Origin of the sequence: Mycobacterium hippophais, assembly GCF_027529605.1 — a bacterium.
Lineage (GTDB): Bacteria > Actinomycetota > Actinomycetes > Mycobacteriales > Mycobacteriaceae > Mycobacterium > Mycobacterium arseniciresistens.
On record NZ_JAPZPY010000004.1, the window covers coordinates 35,714 to 53,456 of the forward strand.

Annotated in this window: 14 protein-coding genes; 11 read left to right on the forward strand and 3 right to left on the reverse strand. The window is 69.8% G+C overall.

Annotated elements, in window-relative coordinates:
- Position 1: 1 nt before the first annotated feature.
- A complete protein-coding gene (locus O6P37_RS11550; protein ID WP_269894209.1) occupies positions 2–889 on the reverse strand; it encodes an oxidoreductase in 888 nt (295 codons plus the stop codon).
- 76 nt (positions 890–965) lie between these two features.
- Between O6P37_RS11550 and aspS the strand changes: the two genes are divergently transcribed.
- The 5 genes from aspS (at position 966) to O6P37_RS11575 (ending at position 6,568) form a co-directional block, all read left to right on the forward strand.
- A complete protein-coding gene (gene aspS / locus O6P37_RS11555) occupies positions 966–2,741 on the forward strand; it encodes an aspartate--tRNA ligase (RefSeq protein WP_269894210.1) in 1,776 nt (591 codons plus the stop codon).
- Positions 2,738–3,190 carry a nitroreductase family deazaflavin-dependent oxidoreductase gene (locus O6P37_RS11560; protein ID WP_269894211.1) on the forward strand — a complete coding sequence of 151 codons (453 nt, stop codon included), beginning with the start codon at positions 2,738–2,740 and terminating at the stop codon, positions 3,188–3,190. The genes aspS and O6P37_RS11560 overlap by 4 nt, the downstream gene beginning before the upstream one ends.
- Positions 3,191–3,255: 65 nt before the next feature.
- Positions 3,256–3,681, forward strand: a complete 426-nt coding sequence (locus tag O6P37_RS11565) for a nitroreductase family deazaflavin-dependent oxidoreductase (protein ID WP_269894474.1) — start codon at positions 3,256–3,258, stop codon at positions 3,679–3,681.
- A gap of 233 nt (positions 3,682–3,914) precedes the next feature.
- Positions 3,915–4,934: a glutaminase A gene (glsA, locus tag O6P37_RS11570; RefSeq protein WP_269894212.1), complete on the forward strand. Its 1,020-nt coding sequence runs from the start codon at positions 3,915–3,917 to the stop codon at positions 4,932–4,934.
- Positions 4,931–6,568, forward strand: a complete 1,638-nt coding sequence (locus tag O6P37_RS11575) for an MFS transporter (protein WP_269894213.1) — start codon at positions 4,931–4,933, stop codon at positions 6,566–6,568. The genes glsA and O6P37_RS11575 overlap by 4 nt, the downstream gene beginning before the upstream one ends.
- 96 nt (positions 6,569–6,664) lie before the next feature.
- Here the strand turns inward: O6P37_RS11575 and O6P37_RS11580 are convergent, their stop codons facing one another.
- Positions 6,665–7,849 carry a thiolase family protein gene (locus O6P37_RS11580; protein ID WP_269894214.1) on the reverse strand — a complete coding sequence of 395 codons (1,185 nt, stop codon included), beginning with the start codon at positions 7,847–7,849 and terminating at the stop codon, positions 6,665–6,667.
- Between the two features lie 97 nt (positions 7,850–7,946).
- On the opposite strand from O6P37_RS11580, the gene O6P37_RS11585 reads away from it, so the two are divergent.
- Positions 7,947–8,420 carry a winged helix-turn-helix transcriptional regulator gene (locus O6P37_RS11585; RefSeq protein WP_269894215.1) on the forward strand — a complete coding sequence of 158 codons (474 nt, stop codon included), beginning with the start codon at positions 7,947–7,949 and terminating at the stop codon, positions 8,418–8,420.
- Here the strand turns inward: O6P37_RS11585 and O6P37_RS11590 are convergent.
- Complete coding sequence (locus tag O6P37_RS11590) at positions 8,417–8,785, reverse strand: MmcQ/YjbR family DNA-binding protein (protein WP_269894216.1); 369 nt, start codon at positions 8,783–8,785, stop codon at positions 8,417–8,419. The genes O6P37_RS11585 and O6P37_RS11590 overlap by 4 nt on opposite strands.
- A 41-nt stretch (positions 8,786–8,826) precedes the next feature.
- Here O6P37_RS11590 and O6P37_RS11595 point away from each other — a divergent pair, with 41 nt between their 5' ends.
- The 5 genes from O6P37_RS11595 to O6P37_RS11615 are packed head-to-tail and all read left to right on the forward strand — an operon-like array spanning position 8,827 to position 17,741.
- Positions 8,827–9,774 carry a DUF389 domain-containing protein gene (locus O6P37_RS11595; protein ID WP_269894217.1) on the forward strand — a complete coding sequence of 316 codons (948 nt, stop codon included), beginning with the start codon at positions 8,827–8,829 and terminating at the stop codon, positions 9,772–9,774.
- A gap of 12 nt (positions 9,775–9,786) precedes the next feature.
- On the forward strand, positions 9,787–13,131 hold the full coding sequence (locus O6P37_RS11600; RefSeq protein ID WP_269894218.1) for a transglutaminase family protein: 3,345 nt from the start codon (positions 9,787–9,789) through the stop codon (positions 13,129–13,131).
- The gene (locus O6P37_RS11605) at positions 13,131–15,770 is read left to right on the forward strand and encodes a circularly permuted type 2 ATP-grasp protein (RefSeq protein ID WP_269894219.1); all 2,640 of its coding nucleotides are present in this window, start codon (positions 13,131–13,133) and stop codon (positions 15,768–15,770) included. The genes O6P37_RS11600 and O6P37_RS11605 overlap by 1 nt, the downstream gene beginning before the upstream one ends.
- Positions 15,767–16,672, forward strand: coding sequence for a transglutaminase family protein (locus O6P37_RS11610; protein WP_269894220.1), 906 nt, complete (start codon positions 15,767–15,769; stop codon positions 16,670–16,672). Before O6P37_RS11605 ends, O6P37_RS11610 begins: the two co-directional genes overlap by 4 nt.
- Positions 16,665–17,741: a zinc-binding metallopeptidase family protein gene (locus tag O6P37_RS11615; RefSeq protein WP_269894221.1), complete on the forward strand. Its 1,077-nt coding sequence runs from the start codon at positions 16,665–16,667 to the stop codon at positions 17,739–17,741. The genes O6P37_RS11610 and O6P37_RS11615 overlap by 8 nt, the downstream gene beginning before the upstream one ends.
- The last annotated feature ends 2 nt before the right edge of the window (positions 17,742–17,743 follow it).

The following is a 17,743-nucleotide window of genomic DNA, read 5'->3' on the forward strand; positions in this document are numbered from 1 at the left end:
TCTAGCCGGGGCCGTCACTGGCCGCCGCGAGCAGGGGCACCAGCACATCGCTGACTGGCGTCGCCACCCCGTAGCCCGCCGCCTTGCGGGCGATCACGCCGTTGCGGATGTCCCACTCCAGCGGCCGGTGTGCCTCGCGGTCGGTCAGCATCGAGGTGGTGATGTCCGGCGGCGACTGCCGCAGCATCCCGAGGATCTCTTCGGCCACGCCGTCGCCGAGGGTGGCGCCGTCCGCGCGTGCCACCGCGAGGCACTCGGCGAGGTAGCGCCGCGCCAGCGCGTCGACGTCGTCGCGGCGGAACATCCCGGTCCGCCGGCCGGTGAGGACCATCAACCCGATGACGGCGTTCATCAGCAGCTTGTGCCAGGCGGCGGAGATGAAATCCGGTTCGAGCTCCACGGTCATCCCGGTGGGCCGCAGCAGGTCGGCGAGTGTCCCGGCCGCCGGGGTGTCGGGCAGCACGAGCCGCGCGTCGGTGCGCAGCCGGACCCAGCCCTGCGCCTGCACCTCCGCCGAGATCCACACCGCGGCGGGCACCACCGTCGCCGCCGGGCAGTACCTGCCCACCCGCTCGGTCTGCTCGACCCCGTTCTGCAGCGCGCAGACCACGGTGTTCTCGTCGGCCAGTCGGGCCAGCCACTGGCCGGCCTGTTCGTTCTGGGTGTCCTTGACGGCCAGCAGCACGACGTCGACCGCCGCCTCGACGGCGGTGGGATCGGTGTGCACCGGCCCGGGCACGACGATCGGGTCCCGGTCGTCGCGGCGTACCTCGACGCCGTCACGGGCGCTGCGGCCGCACAGCAGCACCGGCTGGCCTGCGGCGTGCAGGTAGGCGGCGACGGTGGCGCCGATGGCCCCGGGACCGATGACCGCGACGCGTGTGCCCATACGCGCCAAGCTACCGACGCGGGTGCCACCACTACACTGTGGCGGTCGTCTTGTCAGGCAACCCCCAGGAGATTTCGTGCTGCGCAGTCATGCCGCCGGTTCGTTGCGGCCCGCCGACACCGGTCAGACGGTGACGCTGGCCGGCTGGGTGGCGCGCCGGCGCGACCACGGCGGCGTCATCTTCATCGATCTGCGGGATGCGTCGGGGGTGACCCAGGTGGTCTTCCGCGAGGCGGGGGTGCTCGAGGCAGCCCACCGGCTGCGGGCCGAGTTCTGCGTCGCCGTCGAGGGCGTGGTGGAGACCCGGCCCGAGGGCAACGCGAACGCCGAGATCGCGACCGGTGAGATCGAGGTGAACGCCACGTCGCTCACCGTGCTGAGCGAGAGCGCACCGCTGCCGTTCCAGCTCGACGAGGTCGCCGGCGAGGAGGCGCGGCTGCGGTACCGCTACCTCGACCTGCGCCGCGAGGGGCCCGGCCAGGCGATCCGGTTGCGGTCGCGGGTCAATGCTGCCGCCAGGGCGGTGCTCGCCGATCACGACTTCGTCGAGATCGAGACGCCGACGATGACGCGGTCGACGCCGGAGGGGGCGCGCGACTTCCTGGTGCCTGCCCGGCTGCAGCCCGGATCGTTCTACGCGCTGCCGCAGAGCCCGCAGCTGTTCAAGCAGCTGCTGATGGTGGCGGGCATGGAGCGCTACTACCAGATCGCCCGCTGCTACCGCGACGAGGACTTCCGGGCCGACCGGCAGCCGGAGTTCACCCAGCTCGACATGGAGATGAGCTTCGTCGACGCCGAGGACGTCATCGCGATCTCCGAGCAGGTGCTGCGCGCACTGTGGGCGTTGATCGGCTACGACCTGCCGCTGCCGCTGCCGCGGATCACCTACGACGACGCGATGCGCCGCTTCGGCTCCGACAAGCCCGACCTGCGCTTCGACCTGGAACTCGTCGAGTGCACCGAGTACTTCGCCGAGACGCCGTTCCGCGTCTTCCAGTCGCCCTACGTCGGTGCGGTGGTGATGCCGGGCGGCGCCTCGCAGCCACGGCGGACGCTCGACGGCTGGCAGGAGTGGGCCAAGCAGCGTGGCGCCAAGGGGCTGGCCTACGTGCTGGTCGGCGAGGACGGCACACTCGGCGGCCCGGTCGCCAAGAACCTCACCGACGCCGAACGCGACGGCCTGGCCGCCCACGTCGGCGCCGCACCGGGGGACTGTGTGTTCTTCGCCGCCGGTACCGCCCGCTCGGCGCGCGCACTGCTCGGCGCCGCGCGCATCGAGATCGCCAAGCGGCTCGACATGATCGACCCGACCGCCTGGGCCTTCACCTGGGTGGTGGACTGGCCGCTGTTCGAGATGGCCGAAGAGGCAACGGCCGCGGGCGATGTCGCGGTCGGATCCGGGGCGTGGACGGCCGTGCACCATGCGTTCACGGCACCCAAGCCCGAGTCGGAGGCGATCTTCGACACCGATCCGGGCGCCGCCCTGGCCAACGCCTATGACATCGTCTGCAACGGCAACGAGATCGGCGGCGGGTCGATCCGTATCCACCGTCGCGACGTCCAGGAGCGGGTGTTCGCGATGATGGGCATCGACCGCGACGAGGCGCAGGAGAAGTTCGGCTTCCTGTTGGAGGCGTTCACCTTCGGCGCGCCGCCGCACGGCGGGATCGCCTTCGGCTGGGATCGCATCACGGCGCTGCTTGCCGGCACGGACTCGATCCGCGAGGTGATCGCGTTCCCGAAGTCCGGCGGCGGCGCCGACCCGCTGACCGGGGCGCCGGCGCCGATCACCGCGCAGCAGCGCAGGGAGTCGGGAATAGACGCCAAGCCGAAGAAGTCTGATCAACCATGAGCGACATCGACAAGGACAAGCTCGTCGCGGACACCGCGGCGCTGGACGACTTCAACAAGGCCATCGTCGAGGAGTTCCGCGCCAACGGCGGCAAGGTCGGCGGTCCCTTCGAGGGCGGCACCCTGCTGTTGCTGCACACCACCGGCGCCAAGAGCGGCAAGCCCCGGCTGTCGCCGCTGGCCTACCTGACCGTCGACGGCAGGATGCTGATCGTCGGCTCCTACGCCGGCGCGCCCAAGGACCCGGCGTGGGTGCACAACCTGCGGGCACACCCCCGCGCACACATCGAGGTGGGCACCGAGGCCTACGACGTCGACGTGCGCGAGCTGCCCGCCGACGAGCGCGACGCGACGTACCCGAAGATCGTCGAGTTGGCGCCGGTCTTCGCCGACTACCAGGCCAAGACCGATCGGGCCATCCCGCTGTTCGAGCTGACGCGCCGGGAATAGATTCGCCCTCGCCGCGGTCGACTTGTGTCGTGACTGAATTCGACAACGATTTCGACGCAGACAAGATGGCGTCCGACCGCGACGTGCTCGACGACGTCAATCGCAAGGTGGTCGAGGAGTTCCGGGCCAACGGCGGCAAGGTCGGCGGTCCGTTCGCCGGCTCCGACATCGTGCTGATGACCAACGTCGGCGCCAAGTCCGGGAAGCCGCGGGTGTCGCCGTTGGTGTATTTCCCCGTCGACGGCCGGATCCTGATCGCCGGTTCCTTCGGCGGCGCACCGAAGGCGCCGGCCTGGGTGCACAACCTGCGGGCCAATCCGAGAGTGCATGTGGAGATCGGCACCGAGGCCTTCGACGCCGACGCCCACGAGCTGCCGCTGGACGAGCGCAACGCGCTGTACCCCCGCGTCGTCGAGCTGGCTCCACAGTTCGGCGAGTACCAGTCGAAGACCGACCGCGTCATTCCGCTCTTCGAGCTCGTCCGGGCGTAGTCGTCGCGCCGGCCCTTCGCGCCGGAACTGCATTCCCGGTCATCAAGCGAGCCGCTTCGTCGCCGGGAATGCCGTTCCGGCGAATTCGCCGTCGGGCACAAGCGCGCATATGGCCGGGCGGAGCGCAGCCCCTCGAACACACTCCGCCCTGCTGTGTGGTCGCCTAGGCTCCGAATGTCCGCAGGCGCACGTGCCGTGGTCGCCGCGGGCTGCGCTCGGGGAGGGTTCGGAAAATGGATGTCGACGTGGGGGACGTCGCCCAGGCGGCGTATACCGGCCACCTGCCCGAGTGGTCCGAGGTCGAGTCACTGGTCGAAGCGGCGCACCGGCGCTTCAAGTCCGACGCCGACGGTACGGTCGCCGACTACATTCCGGTGTTGGCGCAAGCCGATCCGGAATTGTTCGCCGTCTGTGTCGCCGAGGTCGACGGCGGCGTGCACACGGCGGGTGACATCCAGGTCGAATTCTCCATCCAGTCCATCTCCAAGGCCTTCGTCTGCGCGTTGGTGTGCCAGGAGTACGGCCACGAGGTGGTGCGCGACCGGATCGGGGTGAACAACACCGGCCTGGCCTTCAATTCGGTGATCGCGATCGAACTCAACGACGGCCATCCGATGAATCCGATGGTCAACGCCGGCGCGATCGCCACGACCGCGTTGATGCCCGGCGCCACCCCGGACGAACAGTGGGACAACATCGTTTCGGGATTGTCGGCGTTCGCCGGCCGCCCCCTGACCGTCGACGACACCGTGTACCGCTCGGAAGCCGACACCAATCAACGCAACCGGGCGATCGCACGCCTGCTGGAGAGCTACGGCCGTATCGAGTTGGATCCGCTGGCCGTGGTCGATGTCTACACCCGCCAGTGTGCGCTGCGGGTGACCGCGAGGGACCTGGCGGTGATGGGTGCGACGCTTGCTGACGGGGGAGTGAACCCCGTGACCGGACAGCGAGTGGTCTCGGCCGGGGTCTGCCGGGACACCTTGGCGATCCTTGCGGCCAACGGTGCTTACGAGCGGTCCGGGGAATGGCTGTTCGAAATCGGATTGCCGGGTAAATCGGGCGTGGCGGGCGGCCTGGTGACGGTGGCCCCGGGCAAGGCCGGCATCGGTACCTTCTCCCCACCCCTGGACGCGGCCGGTAACAGCGTGCGCGGACAACGGGCAACGGCGTACCTGTCACGGGTGTTGGGCCTCAACATCTTCGCTTCCCACGCCCATACTCTCGCCGCTCAGAGGAAGGACCGCGCGTGACCACTCAACCGTCACCGCACACCGACGAACGGGTCTCGTGGATCCCGATGGTGGCGCTGTTCCTGGCCCAGATGCTGATGTCCTTCAACGTCGCGGCGCTCCCCGTCTCGATCGGCGGGATGGTCGAGGATTTCGGGGTACCGCCGACCGCGGTCAGCACCGCCATCGTCACCTACGGACTGGTGGTGGCAGCGCTGGTCATGGTGGGCGCCAAGCTCGGACACCGCATCGGCTGGATCGTGGTCTTCCGGTTCGTGGTCGCTGCGTTCGCCGGTTCAGCGCTGATGATGATCCTCGCGCCCTCGGTCACGTGGGTGATCGCCGCACAGGCGGTGGCAGGCGCGTCGGCGGCGATCATCGTGCCCTCGTTGGTGGCGTTGATTGCTGCCAATTACCGTGGCGCGCAACAGGCTACCGCTGTCGGTTCACTCGGTTCGGCGCGGGCACTGTCCGGAGTCAGTGCGTTTCTGATCGGCGGCACGCTCGGCACCTTCGTGGGCTGGCGCCCGGTCTTCATGGTCGTCCTTGCGCTGGCGATCGCGGTCTTCCTCTTCAGCTTCCGTCTGCACTCCGCAGCCGGAGACAAGTCGGTCCAGATCGACGTCCTGGCTGCGTTGCTGATCGGCAGCGGCATCGTGGCGCTGACCCTCGGTTTCAACAACCTCAACGGGTGGGGCGTGCTGCAGGCGACCGGTGCGGCGCCGTTCGACATCGGCGGGTTGTCGCCGGCGCCGGTGCTGGTGCTCATCGGAATCGTGCTGGGGCAGGCGTTCTTCGTGTGGACGCGGCACCGGACTCGGACCGACAAGGTTCCGTTGGTGAGTCTGTCGGTGTTCGGCTCGTCCCGGGAGCGGGCCGCGGTGTATGCGATGTTCGTCGTGGTGTCGCTGGAGGCCGCACTGAACTTCACGGTGCCCTTGTACATCCAGATCGTCCAGGGTCGAACACCGTTCGACACCTCGCTGGCGATGTTGCCGTTCAACCTGACGGTGTTCATCACCGCAACGCTGGTGGTGCGGTTCTACAAACGATTCAGCCCACGCGTCATCGGGGTCTCCTCCTTCACGCTGACAACCGCCGCGCTGCTGTGGCTGTCGTTCGTCGTCACCAACAACTGGGAGACGCTGCCGACGATCTTCGGGCTGATCGTCTTCGGCATCGGCCAGGGTGCCCTGGTGACACTTGTCTTCAACGTCCTGGTGACCGCGGCGCCCAAAGAGTTGGCCGGTGATGTCGGCTCGGTGCGCGGCACCACACAGAACCTCGCCTCGGCGGTCGGCACAGCGCTCGCCGGGGCCATGCTCGTCGGCATCCTGTCCCTCAACGTCGGGCAGGCCGTGATCAACGACGTGGCCATCCCGGACCGGCTCATCGCCCAGGTCGACCTCGATCAGGTCAACTTCATCAGCAACGACCAGCTGCGCGAGGTCCTCTCAAGAACCGATGCCTCGGACGCCGAAGTGGATGCCGCGGTGCAGATCAACACCGACGCGCGGCTACGGGCACTCAAACTCGGTCTGCTGATCCTGGCCGGGATCAGCGCGGTCGCCATCCTGCCGGCATCACGACTCCCCGGGTACCGGCCCGGCGAGATACCCGAGAGACCGGGCCTGGTTACCAGCTCCGCGGACTGACTTCCGTCGCAACCAGGGCACCCCCCTCCGCGCCGGAACTGCATTCCCGGTCGTCAAGCGAGCCGCTTCGTCGCCGGGAATGAGTTCCGCGGGGACCTAGAGCCGCTCGATGATCGTCGCGTTGGCCATGCCGCCGCCCTCACACATGGTCTGCAGGGCGTACCGGCCGCCGCGTTGTTCCAGCGCGTTGACCATCGTGGTCATGATCCGGGCGCCGCTGGCCCCGAGCGGATGCCCGATCGCGATGGCGCCACCGTTGACGTTGGTCTTCGCCAGGTCGGCGCCGGTGTCGCGAGCCCACGCCAGCACCACCGGGGCGAACGCCTCGTTGACCTCGAACAGGTCGATGTCAGCGAGCGTCAGACCGGCACGCGCCAGCACCTTCTCCGTGGCGGGGATGACGCCGGTGAGCATGTACAGCGGGTCGGATCCCACCACCGTCATCGAGTGGATGCGCGCGAGCGGCCGCAGACCCAGCCGGTTGGCCGCCTCGGTGGTGGTGATCAGCACCGCGGCGCTGCCGTCGGACAGCGGTGAGGAGTTGCCCGGCGTGATCGACCACCCGATCTGCGGGAACCGTGCCTCGTATGCCGGGTTGTAGAACGCGGGCTTGAGGCCGGCCAGTGTCTCCACCGTGGTGCCCGGACGGATGATCTCGTCGGTGCTCAGCCCGGCGATCGGCGCCAGCTCGCCGTCGAAGCGGCCCTCCTTGGTGGCGGTCGCGGCCTTCTCGTGGCTGCTCGCGGAGAACTCGTCGAGTTCGGTGCGCGAGAGCCCCCACTTCGCGGCGATCAGTTCCGCGCTGATGCCCTGAGGCACCAGGCCCTCCGGGTAGCGCGCGGCGAAGCCGGCGCCGAACGGATCGCTGCCGGGCAGCACGCTGGAACCCATCGGGGCGCGTGACATCGACTCGACACCGGCCGCGACGACGATGTCGTAGGCGCCGGAGATGACGCCCTGGGCGGCGAAGTGGATGGCCTGCTGGCTGCTGCCGCACTGCCGGTCGATGGTGGTGCCGGGCACGGTCTCGGGGAGGCCGGCGCCGAGCACCGCGTTGCGGGCGATGTTGACCGCCTGGTCGCCCACCTGCGTCACGGCGCCTGCGATCACGTCGTCGATCTCGGCGGGATCAACGCCGGTGCGGGCGATCAGTTCCTTGAGACTGTGCGCGAGCAGGTCAACGGGCAGTACGTCGTGCAGGGCGCCACTGGCCTTGCCCTTGCCTACCGGCGTGCGGACGGCTCCGACGATGACGGCGTCCCGTCCTGCGAATCCAGCCATGAATTGCCTCCTGATGCTCAGCGCTGAGTATTCTGATGTGCACCCAGATATACCACCTGGGTATAGTTAGAACAACTCAGGGATGGGGTTTGATTCCATGGCAGTGCTGCAGGGGCCGCTCGCCGATCGCGACGCCTGGTCTGCGGTGGGCGAGTGCCCCATCGAGAAGACGATGGCGTTGCTCGGCACCAAGTCGGCGATGCTGATCATGCGCGAGGCCTACTACGGCACAACACGATTCGACGATTTCGCCCGCCGGGTCGGCATCACCAAGGCCGCCACCTCGGCACGGCTGTCCGAACTCGTCGACGCGGGCCTGCTAACCCGGCGCCCCTACCAGGTGCCCGGCCAGCGCAGCCGCGACGAGTACGTGCTGACCGACGCCGGCACCGACTTCATGCCGGTGGTCTGGTCGATGTTCGAGTGGGGCAGGCGGCATCTGCCGCATCGCTCGCGGGTGCGGTTGGTGCACGACGGCTGCGGCGCCGAGGCGACCGTGACGGTGCGCTGCGCCGACGGCCACGACGTGCCGGCCGACGAACTCGCGGTCGCGTTGACCCGCCGGGTCTAGCCGCCTGCCAGGAACGCCTTCACCAGTGTTCGCGGCGCCTGCGCCAGCCACGCCTCGGTGATGAGTTCGGTCAGCTCCGGCGTGTCGATCGCCGCCAGGCGCACCAGCACCGACGGATAGCCGTCGAAGTGCGGCGTGGTGAAGAACACCGCCGGCCGGTCGGCGATCAGTGCGAACTTGACGCCTTCGTCGGCGACGTGCGCCCCGAGGATCTCCCCGTCAGGGGCAGCGTCGCCCAACGCCTCGACGTCGGCCTTGCGCAACGGGCGCTCCCACACGACGAGTTTTTTGCGCACCCGCCACGTGCGCGGGGACGTCTCCGGAAGTCCGCCGGCGATCCGCGCCACCTCCGCCCAATCAGCCATCTCGTGATTGTGCGCCCCGAGAAATGGCTAGTCTCAGCGCCGTGCTGCATTTGCGGGTGATCTCGCCGGCCGAGCGGCGGGACGCTGTCCTGGAGGTGCTGCGCAGCGAACCCGGCGCGACCCACGTGGTGATCCACGTCGACGCGGCCGTCGAACCGGCGGGGGACGAGATCACCGCCGACATCGCCCGCGAGTGCGCCAACGACGTGGTGGACCAGCTCAAGGACCTGTGCTTGCAGCGCGACGGCGCGATCACGCTCGACGTCGTCGACACCGTCGTCTCGACCGCCGCCTATCAGGCCGAGAAGGACGCCGAGGGCGACCCGGCCGACGCCATCGTCTGGGACGAGCTCGCCGAGCGCACCCGCGACGAGTCGCGGCTCAACGTCACGTTCCTCGCCTTCCTGTGCCTAGCGTGTCTGCTCGTCGCGGTGGGTGTTGTGACCGACTCCACGGTGACCCTGCTCGGCGGCATGGTGGTCGGCCCCGAGTTCGGGCCGCTCGCGGCGCTGGCCGTGGCCGCCGTCCGGCGCAGGCGCAACATGGCGATCCGGGCGTCGATCGCGCTGACGGTCGGATTCCCACTGGCGATGCTCATCACCGCCGCCGCCGTGCTGGCGGGAGAGTGGGCCGGCTGGATCCCGCTGGAGACCACCCGCCAGCTGCAGGAGGTCGACTACATCTTCCGGGTGGGACCGCTCTCGCTGGTGGTGGCGCTGCTCGCCGGGGCGGCCGGGATGCTGTCGCTGGTGTCCTCGAAGTCGGCAGCGCTGGTCGGGGTGTTCATCTCGGTCACCACCGTGCCCGCCGCGGGCTTCGCGGTGGTCGCCGCCACGGTCGGGGAGTGGGACGTCGCCGCGAAATCGGCCCTGCAGCTACTGCTGAACCTGGTCGGGATCGTGGTCGCGGGCATGCTGGTGCTCTGGCTGCACCAACATCTGCACCGCCGTCGCGCGGCCGCGCGTCATGCGCAGTCCGATCCCGTGTGATGGGATCATCCGATGGGCATCAAGGTGGCGCTGGAGCATCAGACCAGCTACACGTTCGACCGACTGGTGGAGGTGTTCCCCCACGTGGTGCGGTTGCGCCCGGCGCCGCACTCCCGTACGCCGATCGAGGCCTACTCGTTGAGCGTGCAGCCCGACGACCACTTCGTCAACTGGCAGCAGGACGCGTTCGGCAATTATGTTGCACGACTTGTTTTCCCGACCCGTAGCCGGGAGCTGACCATCACCGTGGGACTGATCGCCGACCTCAAGGTGATCAACCCGTTCGACTTCTTCGTCGAGAGCTACGCCGAGTGTTGGCCCGGTGCAGGGGGGTTCACCTACCCCCAGGCGCTGGCCGACGACCTCGAACCGTATCTGCGGCCGGTCGACGAGGGCGGTGTGGGGTCGGGGCCCGGCGAGGTGGCCCGCGACTGGGCACAGAACTTCTCGGTCGCCCCGGGTACCGCCATCATCAACTTCCTCGTCGCGATCAACCGGGCGGTCAACGCCGACGTCGGCTACAGCGTGCGCCTGGAGCCCGGCGTGCACACCCCGGATCACACGCTGCGCAACGGAATCGGATCGTGCCGCGACTCGGCATGGCTGCTGGTGTCGGTGCTGCGGCAGCTCGGCCTCGCCGCCCGCTTCGTGTCCGGGTACCTGGTGCAGCTGACGTCCGACGTCAAGGCGCTCGACGGACCGTCCGGTCCCGCCGCCGATTTCACCGATCTGCACGCCTGGACCGAGGTCTACATTCCCGGGGCCGGCTGGATCGGCCTCGACCCCACCTCGGGTCTGTTCGCCGGCGAAGGACACATCCCACTGTCGGCGACGCCGCACCCGGCGTCCGCGGCGCCCATCACCGGCGCCACCGAACCGTGTGACACCACGCTCGACTTCTCCAACATCGTCACGCGCGTGCACGAGGACCCGCGGGTCACGAAGCCCTACGACGACGGGGCATGGGCCGCGATCAGCGCGCTGGGCGCCCGGGTCGACGAGCGACTCGCCGAGCGGGACGTCCGCCTCACCATCGGCGGCGAGCCCACCTTCGTGTCGATCGACAACCAGGTCGACCCGGAGTGGACCATCGCCGCGGACGGGTCGGACAAACGCCGCCGCGCCTCGGTGCTCGCGGCGCGGCTGAAGAAGGTGTGGGCGCCCCACGGCCTGGTGCAGCGCAGCCAGGGCAAGTGGTATCCCTCAGAGCCGTTGCCGCGCTGGCAGATCGGCTTGTTCTGGCGCACCGACGGCGAGCCGCTGTGGCATGACGACACGCTGCTGGCCGACCCGTGGCCCGAAGAGCCCGACCACGTCGAGGTCGCCCCCGACGCCGGTGAACGGCTGCTCGGCGAGATCGCGGCCGGCCTGGGCCTGCCCGCCACCCAGGTCCGCGCGGCCTTCGAGGACCCGCTGAGCCGCCTCGCCCGCGCGGTGCGGATGCCCGACGGCGCACCCGTCGCGGCCGCCGACGACCTCGCCGCGGACTCGCCCGGCGCACGCGCGGCCCTGCTGGCCCGGCTCGACGAATCGGTGGCCGCGCCGGCGGCTCACGTGCTGCCGCTGCACCGCCTCGACGACGAGTCCGGCTGGGCGAGCGCCGACTGGCGGCTGCGCCGCGGCCGGATCGTGCTGCTCGACGGCAACTCGCCCGCCGGGCTGCGGTTGCCGCTCGACGCGATCAGCTGGCAGCCGCCACCCGCGACGCACGACGCCGATCCGCTGAAGCCGCGCGGCAGGCTGAAAGCCGGCTCCGACGGCGAGGAGGCGGCCGTCGTCGAGGACGCCGACGCCGCCCCGACCACCGCGCTGGTCGCCGAGATCCGGTCCGGGCTGCTGTACGTCTATCTGCCGCCCACCAACGAGCTCGACCACTTCGTCGACCTGATCGCCCGGATCGAGGCGGCCGCCGCCGCCATCGAGACCCCGGTGGTGATCGAGGGCTACGGCCCGCCGCAGGACCCCCGCATCACCTCGATGTCGGTCACCCCCGACCCCGGCGTGATCGAGGTCAACGTCGCCCCCACGGCATCGTTCGCCGAACAGCGCGAGCAGCTGCACACGCTCTACGAACAGGCCCGGCTCGCCCGGCTGTCCACCGAGTCCTTCGCCGTCGACGGCACCCACGGGGGCACCGGCGGCGGCAACCACATCACGCTCGGCGGCCGCACGCCTGCCGACTCACCACTGCTGCGCCGCCCCGACCTGCTGGTGTCGATGCTGACCTACTGGCAGCGCCACCCGGCGCTGTCGTACCTGTTCTCCGGCCGGTTCATCGGCACCACCTCGCAGGCGCCGCGGGTCGACGAGGGCCGCTCCGAGGCGCTCTACGAACTCGAGATCGCCTTCGCCGAGATCGCGCGGCTGGCGCCGTCGTCGGGCGGCGCGCCCGGGGCGGCAAAACCGTGGATCACCGACCGCGCGCTGCGCCATCTGCTCACCGACATCACCGGCAACACCCACCGCGCCGAGTTCTGCATCGACAAGCTCTACAGCCCCGACGGCACCCGCGGCCGGCTCGGCCTGCTCGAGCTGCGCGGGTTCGAGATGCCGCCCCACCACCAGATGGCGATGGTGCAGGCGCTGCTGGTGCGCTCGCTGGTGTCCTGGTTCTGGGACGAGCCGCTGCGCGCCCCGCTGATCCGTCACGGCGCGAATCTGCACGGCCGATATCTGTTGCCGCACTTCCTGATCCACGACATCGCCGACGTCGCGGCCGATCTGCGCGCGCACGGCGTCGACTTCGACACCAGCTGGCTCGATCCGTTCACCGAATTCCGCTTCCCGCGCATCGGCACCGCCGTGTTCGGCGGCGTCGAGCTGGAACTGCGCGGAGCCATCGAACCGTGGAACGTGCTCGGCGAGGAGGCCACCGCCACCGGCACCGCGCGCTACGTGGACTCGTCGGTGGAGCGCATCCAGGTGCGGCTGATCGGGGCCGACCGGCACCGCTACATCGTCACCGTCAACGGGCAGCCGGTCCCACTGCTGGCCACCGACAACCCCGACATCCAGGTGGGGGGAGTGCGGTACCGGGCGTGGCAGCCGCCCAGCGCGCTGCACCCCACCATCACCGTCGACGGTCCGCTGCGGTTCGAACTCCTCGACACCGCCAGCGGCACCTCACGGGGCGGCTGCACCTACCACGTCTCCCACCCCGGTGGACGTTCCTACGACACCCCGCCGGTGAACGCCGTCGAGGCGGAATCCCGCCGCGGCCGCCGGTTCGAGGCGACCGGCTTCACCGCGGGCCGCATCGACATGTCCGACATCAGGGAGAAGCAGGCCCGCCAGTCCACCGACGTGGGCGCACCGGGCATTCTCGACCTGCGCCGGGTGCGTACCGTTCTGCGTTGATGGTGCTGCACGCGAACGGTTCGTCGGAGCCGGTGCCCGCCGCCGATGACGTCGACGACGTGCTGGCGGGGTACCGCGCTGCGCGGGCGCAGCAGGCACTGTTCGACGTGGCAGGCGGCGCCGGAGCCCGCTACGACGAGTTCGTCGACGACACCGGCGACATCCGGCCGGCCTGGCGCGAACTCGCCGAGGGCATCGGCGAGCGGGGCCGCGACGGGCTGGACGGGCTGCGGTCGACCGTGCGCGGCCTCGTCGACTACGACGGCATCAGCTACGTCCAGCACGACCCGCAGGACCAGGCCGACGGCGCCTCCGCGCCGGGCCAGTGGCACCTCGACGCCCTGCCGCTGATCGTGTCGGCCGCCGACTGGGACGGACTCGAAGCCGGACTGGTGCAACGCTCCCGGTTGCTCGACGCGGTGCTGACCGACCTCTACGGCGACCGGCGCGCGATCACCAGCGGCGTGCTACCCGCCGCCCTGGTGTTCGCCCACCCGGGATACGTCCGCGCGGCGCACGGCATCGTGGTCCCCGGCCGGCACCAGCTGTTCCTGCACGGCTGCGATGTCAGCCGCGACGCGGCCGGGCGGTTCGTGGTGAACGCCGACTGGTCGCAGGCGCCGTCCGGTGCCGGTTACGCACTCGCGGACCGGCGCGTCGTCGCCCACGCCATCCCCGACCTCTACGAGCGCATCGCGCCGCGGCCCGCGTCGCCGTGGGCGCAGGCACTGCGACTGGCGCTGATCGACGCCGCGCCCGAATCCGCCGAGGAACCCGTGGTGGTGGTGCTCAGCCCGGGCAGCCACTCCGAGACGGCGTTCGACCAGGCCTACCTCGCCAGCGTGCTGGGTTTTCCGCTGGTCGAGAGCGCCGACCTGGTGGTCCGCGACGGCAAGCTGTGGATGCGCTCGCTGGGCACGCTCAAGCGGGTAGACGTCGTGCTGCGCCGCGTCGACGCCGAATACGCCGACCCGCTCGACCTGCGCGCCGACTCCCGCCTCGGCGTGGTCGGACTGGTCGAGGTGCTGCGCCGCGGCGCCGTCACCGTCGTCAACACCCTGGGCAGCGGAATCCTGGAAAGCCCTGGGCTGCTGCGCTTCCTGCCCGAACTGGCCCGGTCGCTGCTCGACGAGACGCCGCTGCTGGAGACCGCACCGCTGTATTGGGGCGGCATCGACCTCGAGCGTTCCCACCTGCTCACGAAGCTGTCGTCCCTGTTGATCAAGTCCGTGACCGGCGACGAGGTCGTCGTCGGCCCCCAGCTGTCCGTGCGCCGGCGCGAGGAGCTGGCCGCGCGGATCGAGGCTGCGCCGTGGCAGTGGGTGGGCCAGGAGCTGCCCCAGTTCTCCTCGGCGCCCACCAATCACCTCCGCGGCGGGTTGTCGGCGGCCGCCGTCGGGATGCGGCTGTTCACCGTCGCCCAGCGCAGCGGTTACGCCCCGATGATCGGCGGGCTGGGCTACCTGCTCGCACCGGGCGCGGCCGCCTACGAGATGAACACCGTTGCGGCAAAGGACGTGTGGGTGCGCACGTCGACCCGGGTGCGGGCCGAGCGACTGCCTGCCGGGTTGCCTGCGATGACACCGAGCCCGACCCGTGCGGTGAGCTCGCCGCGCATGCTGTCGGACCTGTTCTGGCTGGGACGCTACGCCGAACGCGCGGAGCACACGGCGCGGCTGCTCACGGTGACCCGCGAGCGCTATCACGAGTTCCGGTACCGGCCCGACCTTGCAGGCGGCGAGTGTGTGCCGGTGCTGCTCACCGCGATCGGACGGATCACCGGAACCGACACCGGCGCCGACGGCGACGACCACGAGATGATCGCGATCGCGCCGACCACGCTGTGGTCGATCACGGCCGACCGGCACCGCCCGGGCTCGCTCGCCCAGGCGGTGGAACGGCTCGGCCTCGCCGCGCGCTCGGTGCGCGACCAGCTGTCCAACGACACCTGGATGGTGCTGGCCACCGTCGAGCGCGCGGTGCTGCGACCACCGGGACCGCCGCCGGAGTCGCAAACCGAGGGTGAGGCGTATCTCGTTGCCGCACATCGGCAGACGCTGTCGGGCATGCTGGCCCTTGCGGGGGTGGCCGCCGAGTCGATGGTGCAGGACGTCGGGTGGACGATGATGGACATCGGCAAGCGCATCGAGCGCGGTCTCGGCCTGACGGCGCTACTGCGCGCCACGCTGACCACCGCGCGGCACGCGGCGGCCGAGCAGACGATCACCGAATCCGCGTTGGTGGCGTGCGAGTCGTCGATCAGCTACCGGCGCCGCACCCTCGGCGCGGTGAGCGTGTCCGCCGTGGCGGACCTGTTGCTCTTCGACTCGGAGAACCCGCGCTCGCTGGTGTATCAGTTCGACCGGCTCCGGTCCGGGCTGCGGGTGCTGCCGGGGTCGTCGGGGTCGTCGCGGCCGGAGCGCCTCGCCGAGGAACTCGCGATCCGGCTGCGCCGGCTGGATCCGGCCGACCTCGAAGACGTCGACGACGAGGGCATGCGTCCCGAACTCGTCGCGCTGCTGACCGATCTGCACACCGGGTTGCGCGAACTGTCCACGGTGATCACCACCACGCACCTGTCGCTGCCCGGCGACATGCAGCCGCTGTGGGGGCCCAGCGAGCGCCGGGTGCTGCCGTGAGCGCCGGCCCGTCGACCCGCACCTACCGCATCGATCACCGCACGGTGTACCGGTATTCGGACGTGGTGACCAGTTCCTACGGCCGGGGCTTCCTCACCCCGCGCGACCTGGCCGGGCAACGGTGCCTGACCCACGAACTCGTCGTCGACCCCGCGCCCGCCGACAGCTCGACCAGCCGCGACGGGTACGGAAACCTGAGTTCGTACTTCCACGTCACCGAGCACCACGACACGCTGAGCGTGACCAGCACGTCGCTGGTGGAGGTCGACCCGCCGCCGGCGGAGCTGTACACCGGCGGCTCTGCCAGGGCACCGTGGGAGCTCTCCCGTCCCGTCGGCCCCGACGCCGCGCTCGCCACCGAGTTCGCCCTCGACCTGCGTCCGCCGGAGATCACGGCGGCGGTACGGGACTATGCCGCACCCAGCTTCACGCCCGGCAGGCCGCTGGTCGAGGTGCTCCGCGAGCTGACGTCGCGCATCCATGCCGACTTCACCTACCGTTCGGGCTCGACGACCGTCTCGACCAGGGTCGACGAGGTTTTGGTTGCCCGCGAAGGGGTATGCCAGGACTTCGCGCGCCTGGCGATCGCCTGTCTGCGCACTCACGGTCTGGCAGCCAGCTACGTCTCGGGATACCTGGCGACCGACCCCCCTCCGGGAAAGGAACGCATGATAGGCGTTGACGCGACCCATGCCTGGGCATCGGTGTGGACTCCGCAGGACCAGTGGCTGAGCCTGGACCCGACCAACGACAAGATGGTCGACGAACGTTATGTGGTGGTGGGTTTCGGCCGCGACTACGCCGACGTCCCGCCCCTGCGCGGCATCATCTACACCGAGAGCGAGAGCAGCGTCATCGAGGTGGCGGTCGACGTCGCGCCGGTTGGTGTCGGGAATGCGTGACTTCACCTGCCCCAACTGCGGTCAGCGCCTGGCGTTCGAGAACTCGCTGTGCCTGAATTGCGGCAGCAGGCTTGGCTTCTCGCTGGAGGACATGGCACTGCTGGTGATCGCGCCGGAGGAGGAGAGCGAGCACGCGGGCGCGGTGGACGAGAGCCGCTACCAGTTGTGCGCCAATCTGTATCTGGCCAAATGCAACTGGCTGGTGGAGAAGGCGCCGGTGCGGCGGCTCTGCACGTCGTGTGCGTTGACCCGCACCCGGCCCAACGACGCCGACGCCAAGGCGCTCCCGGCGTTCGCGGCCGCCGAGAAGGCCAAGCGCCGGATGATCGTCGAACTGCACGAGCTGAAATTGCCGATCGTCGGCCGTGACGCGGACCCCGACTACGGCCTGGCGTTCGACCTCCTGTCGAGTGAATTCGAGAAGGTCTTCACCGGCCATGCCAACGGGGTCATCACTCTCGACCTCGCCGAGGGCGACGACGTGCACCGCGAACAGTTGCGGGTCGCGATGGACGAGCCGTACCGGACACTGCTCGGCCACTTCCGCCACGAGATCGGGCACTACTACTTCTACCGGCTGGTCAGCCCGTCGCCCGACTACCTGGCGCGGTTCAACGACCTGTTCGGCGACCCGGACCTGGACTATCAGGCCGCGCTCGACCGCCACTACAACGAGGGCGCGCCCGCAGGCTGGGAGAAGGACTACGTCTCCTCCTACGCCACCATGCATCCCGCAGAGGACTGGGCCGAGACCTTCGCGCACTATCTGCACATCCGCGACACCCTCGACACCGCGGCGGCGTTCGGGTTCGCTCCCGCGGGCGCGACCTTCGAGCGCAAGGTGCTGGGGCCCAGCGGGTTCGACACTATCATCGACCTGTGGCTGCCGTTGGCCTGGTCGCTGAACATGGTGAACCGCTCGATGGGCCGCGAGGACCTGTATCCGTTCGTGCTGGCGCCGCCGGTGCTGGAGAAGATGCGGTTCGTGCACGCCGTCATCGACGAGATCACCAGTGATCCCGTCAAACTCGAGTCGGTCAGCGCCTCACAGCAGCAGACCCAGGGCTGACT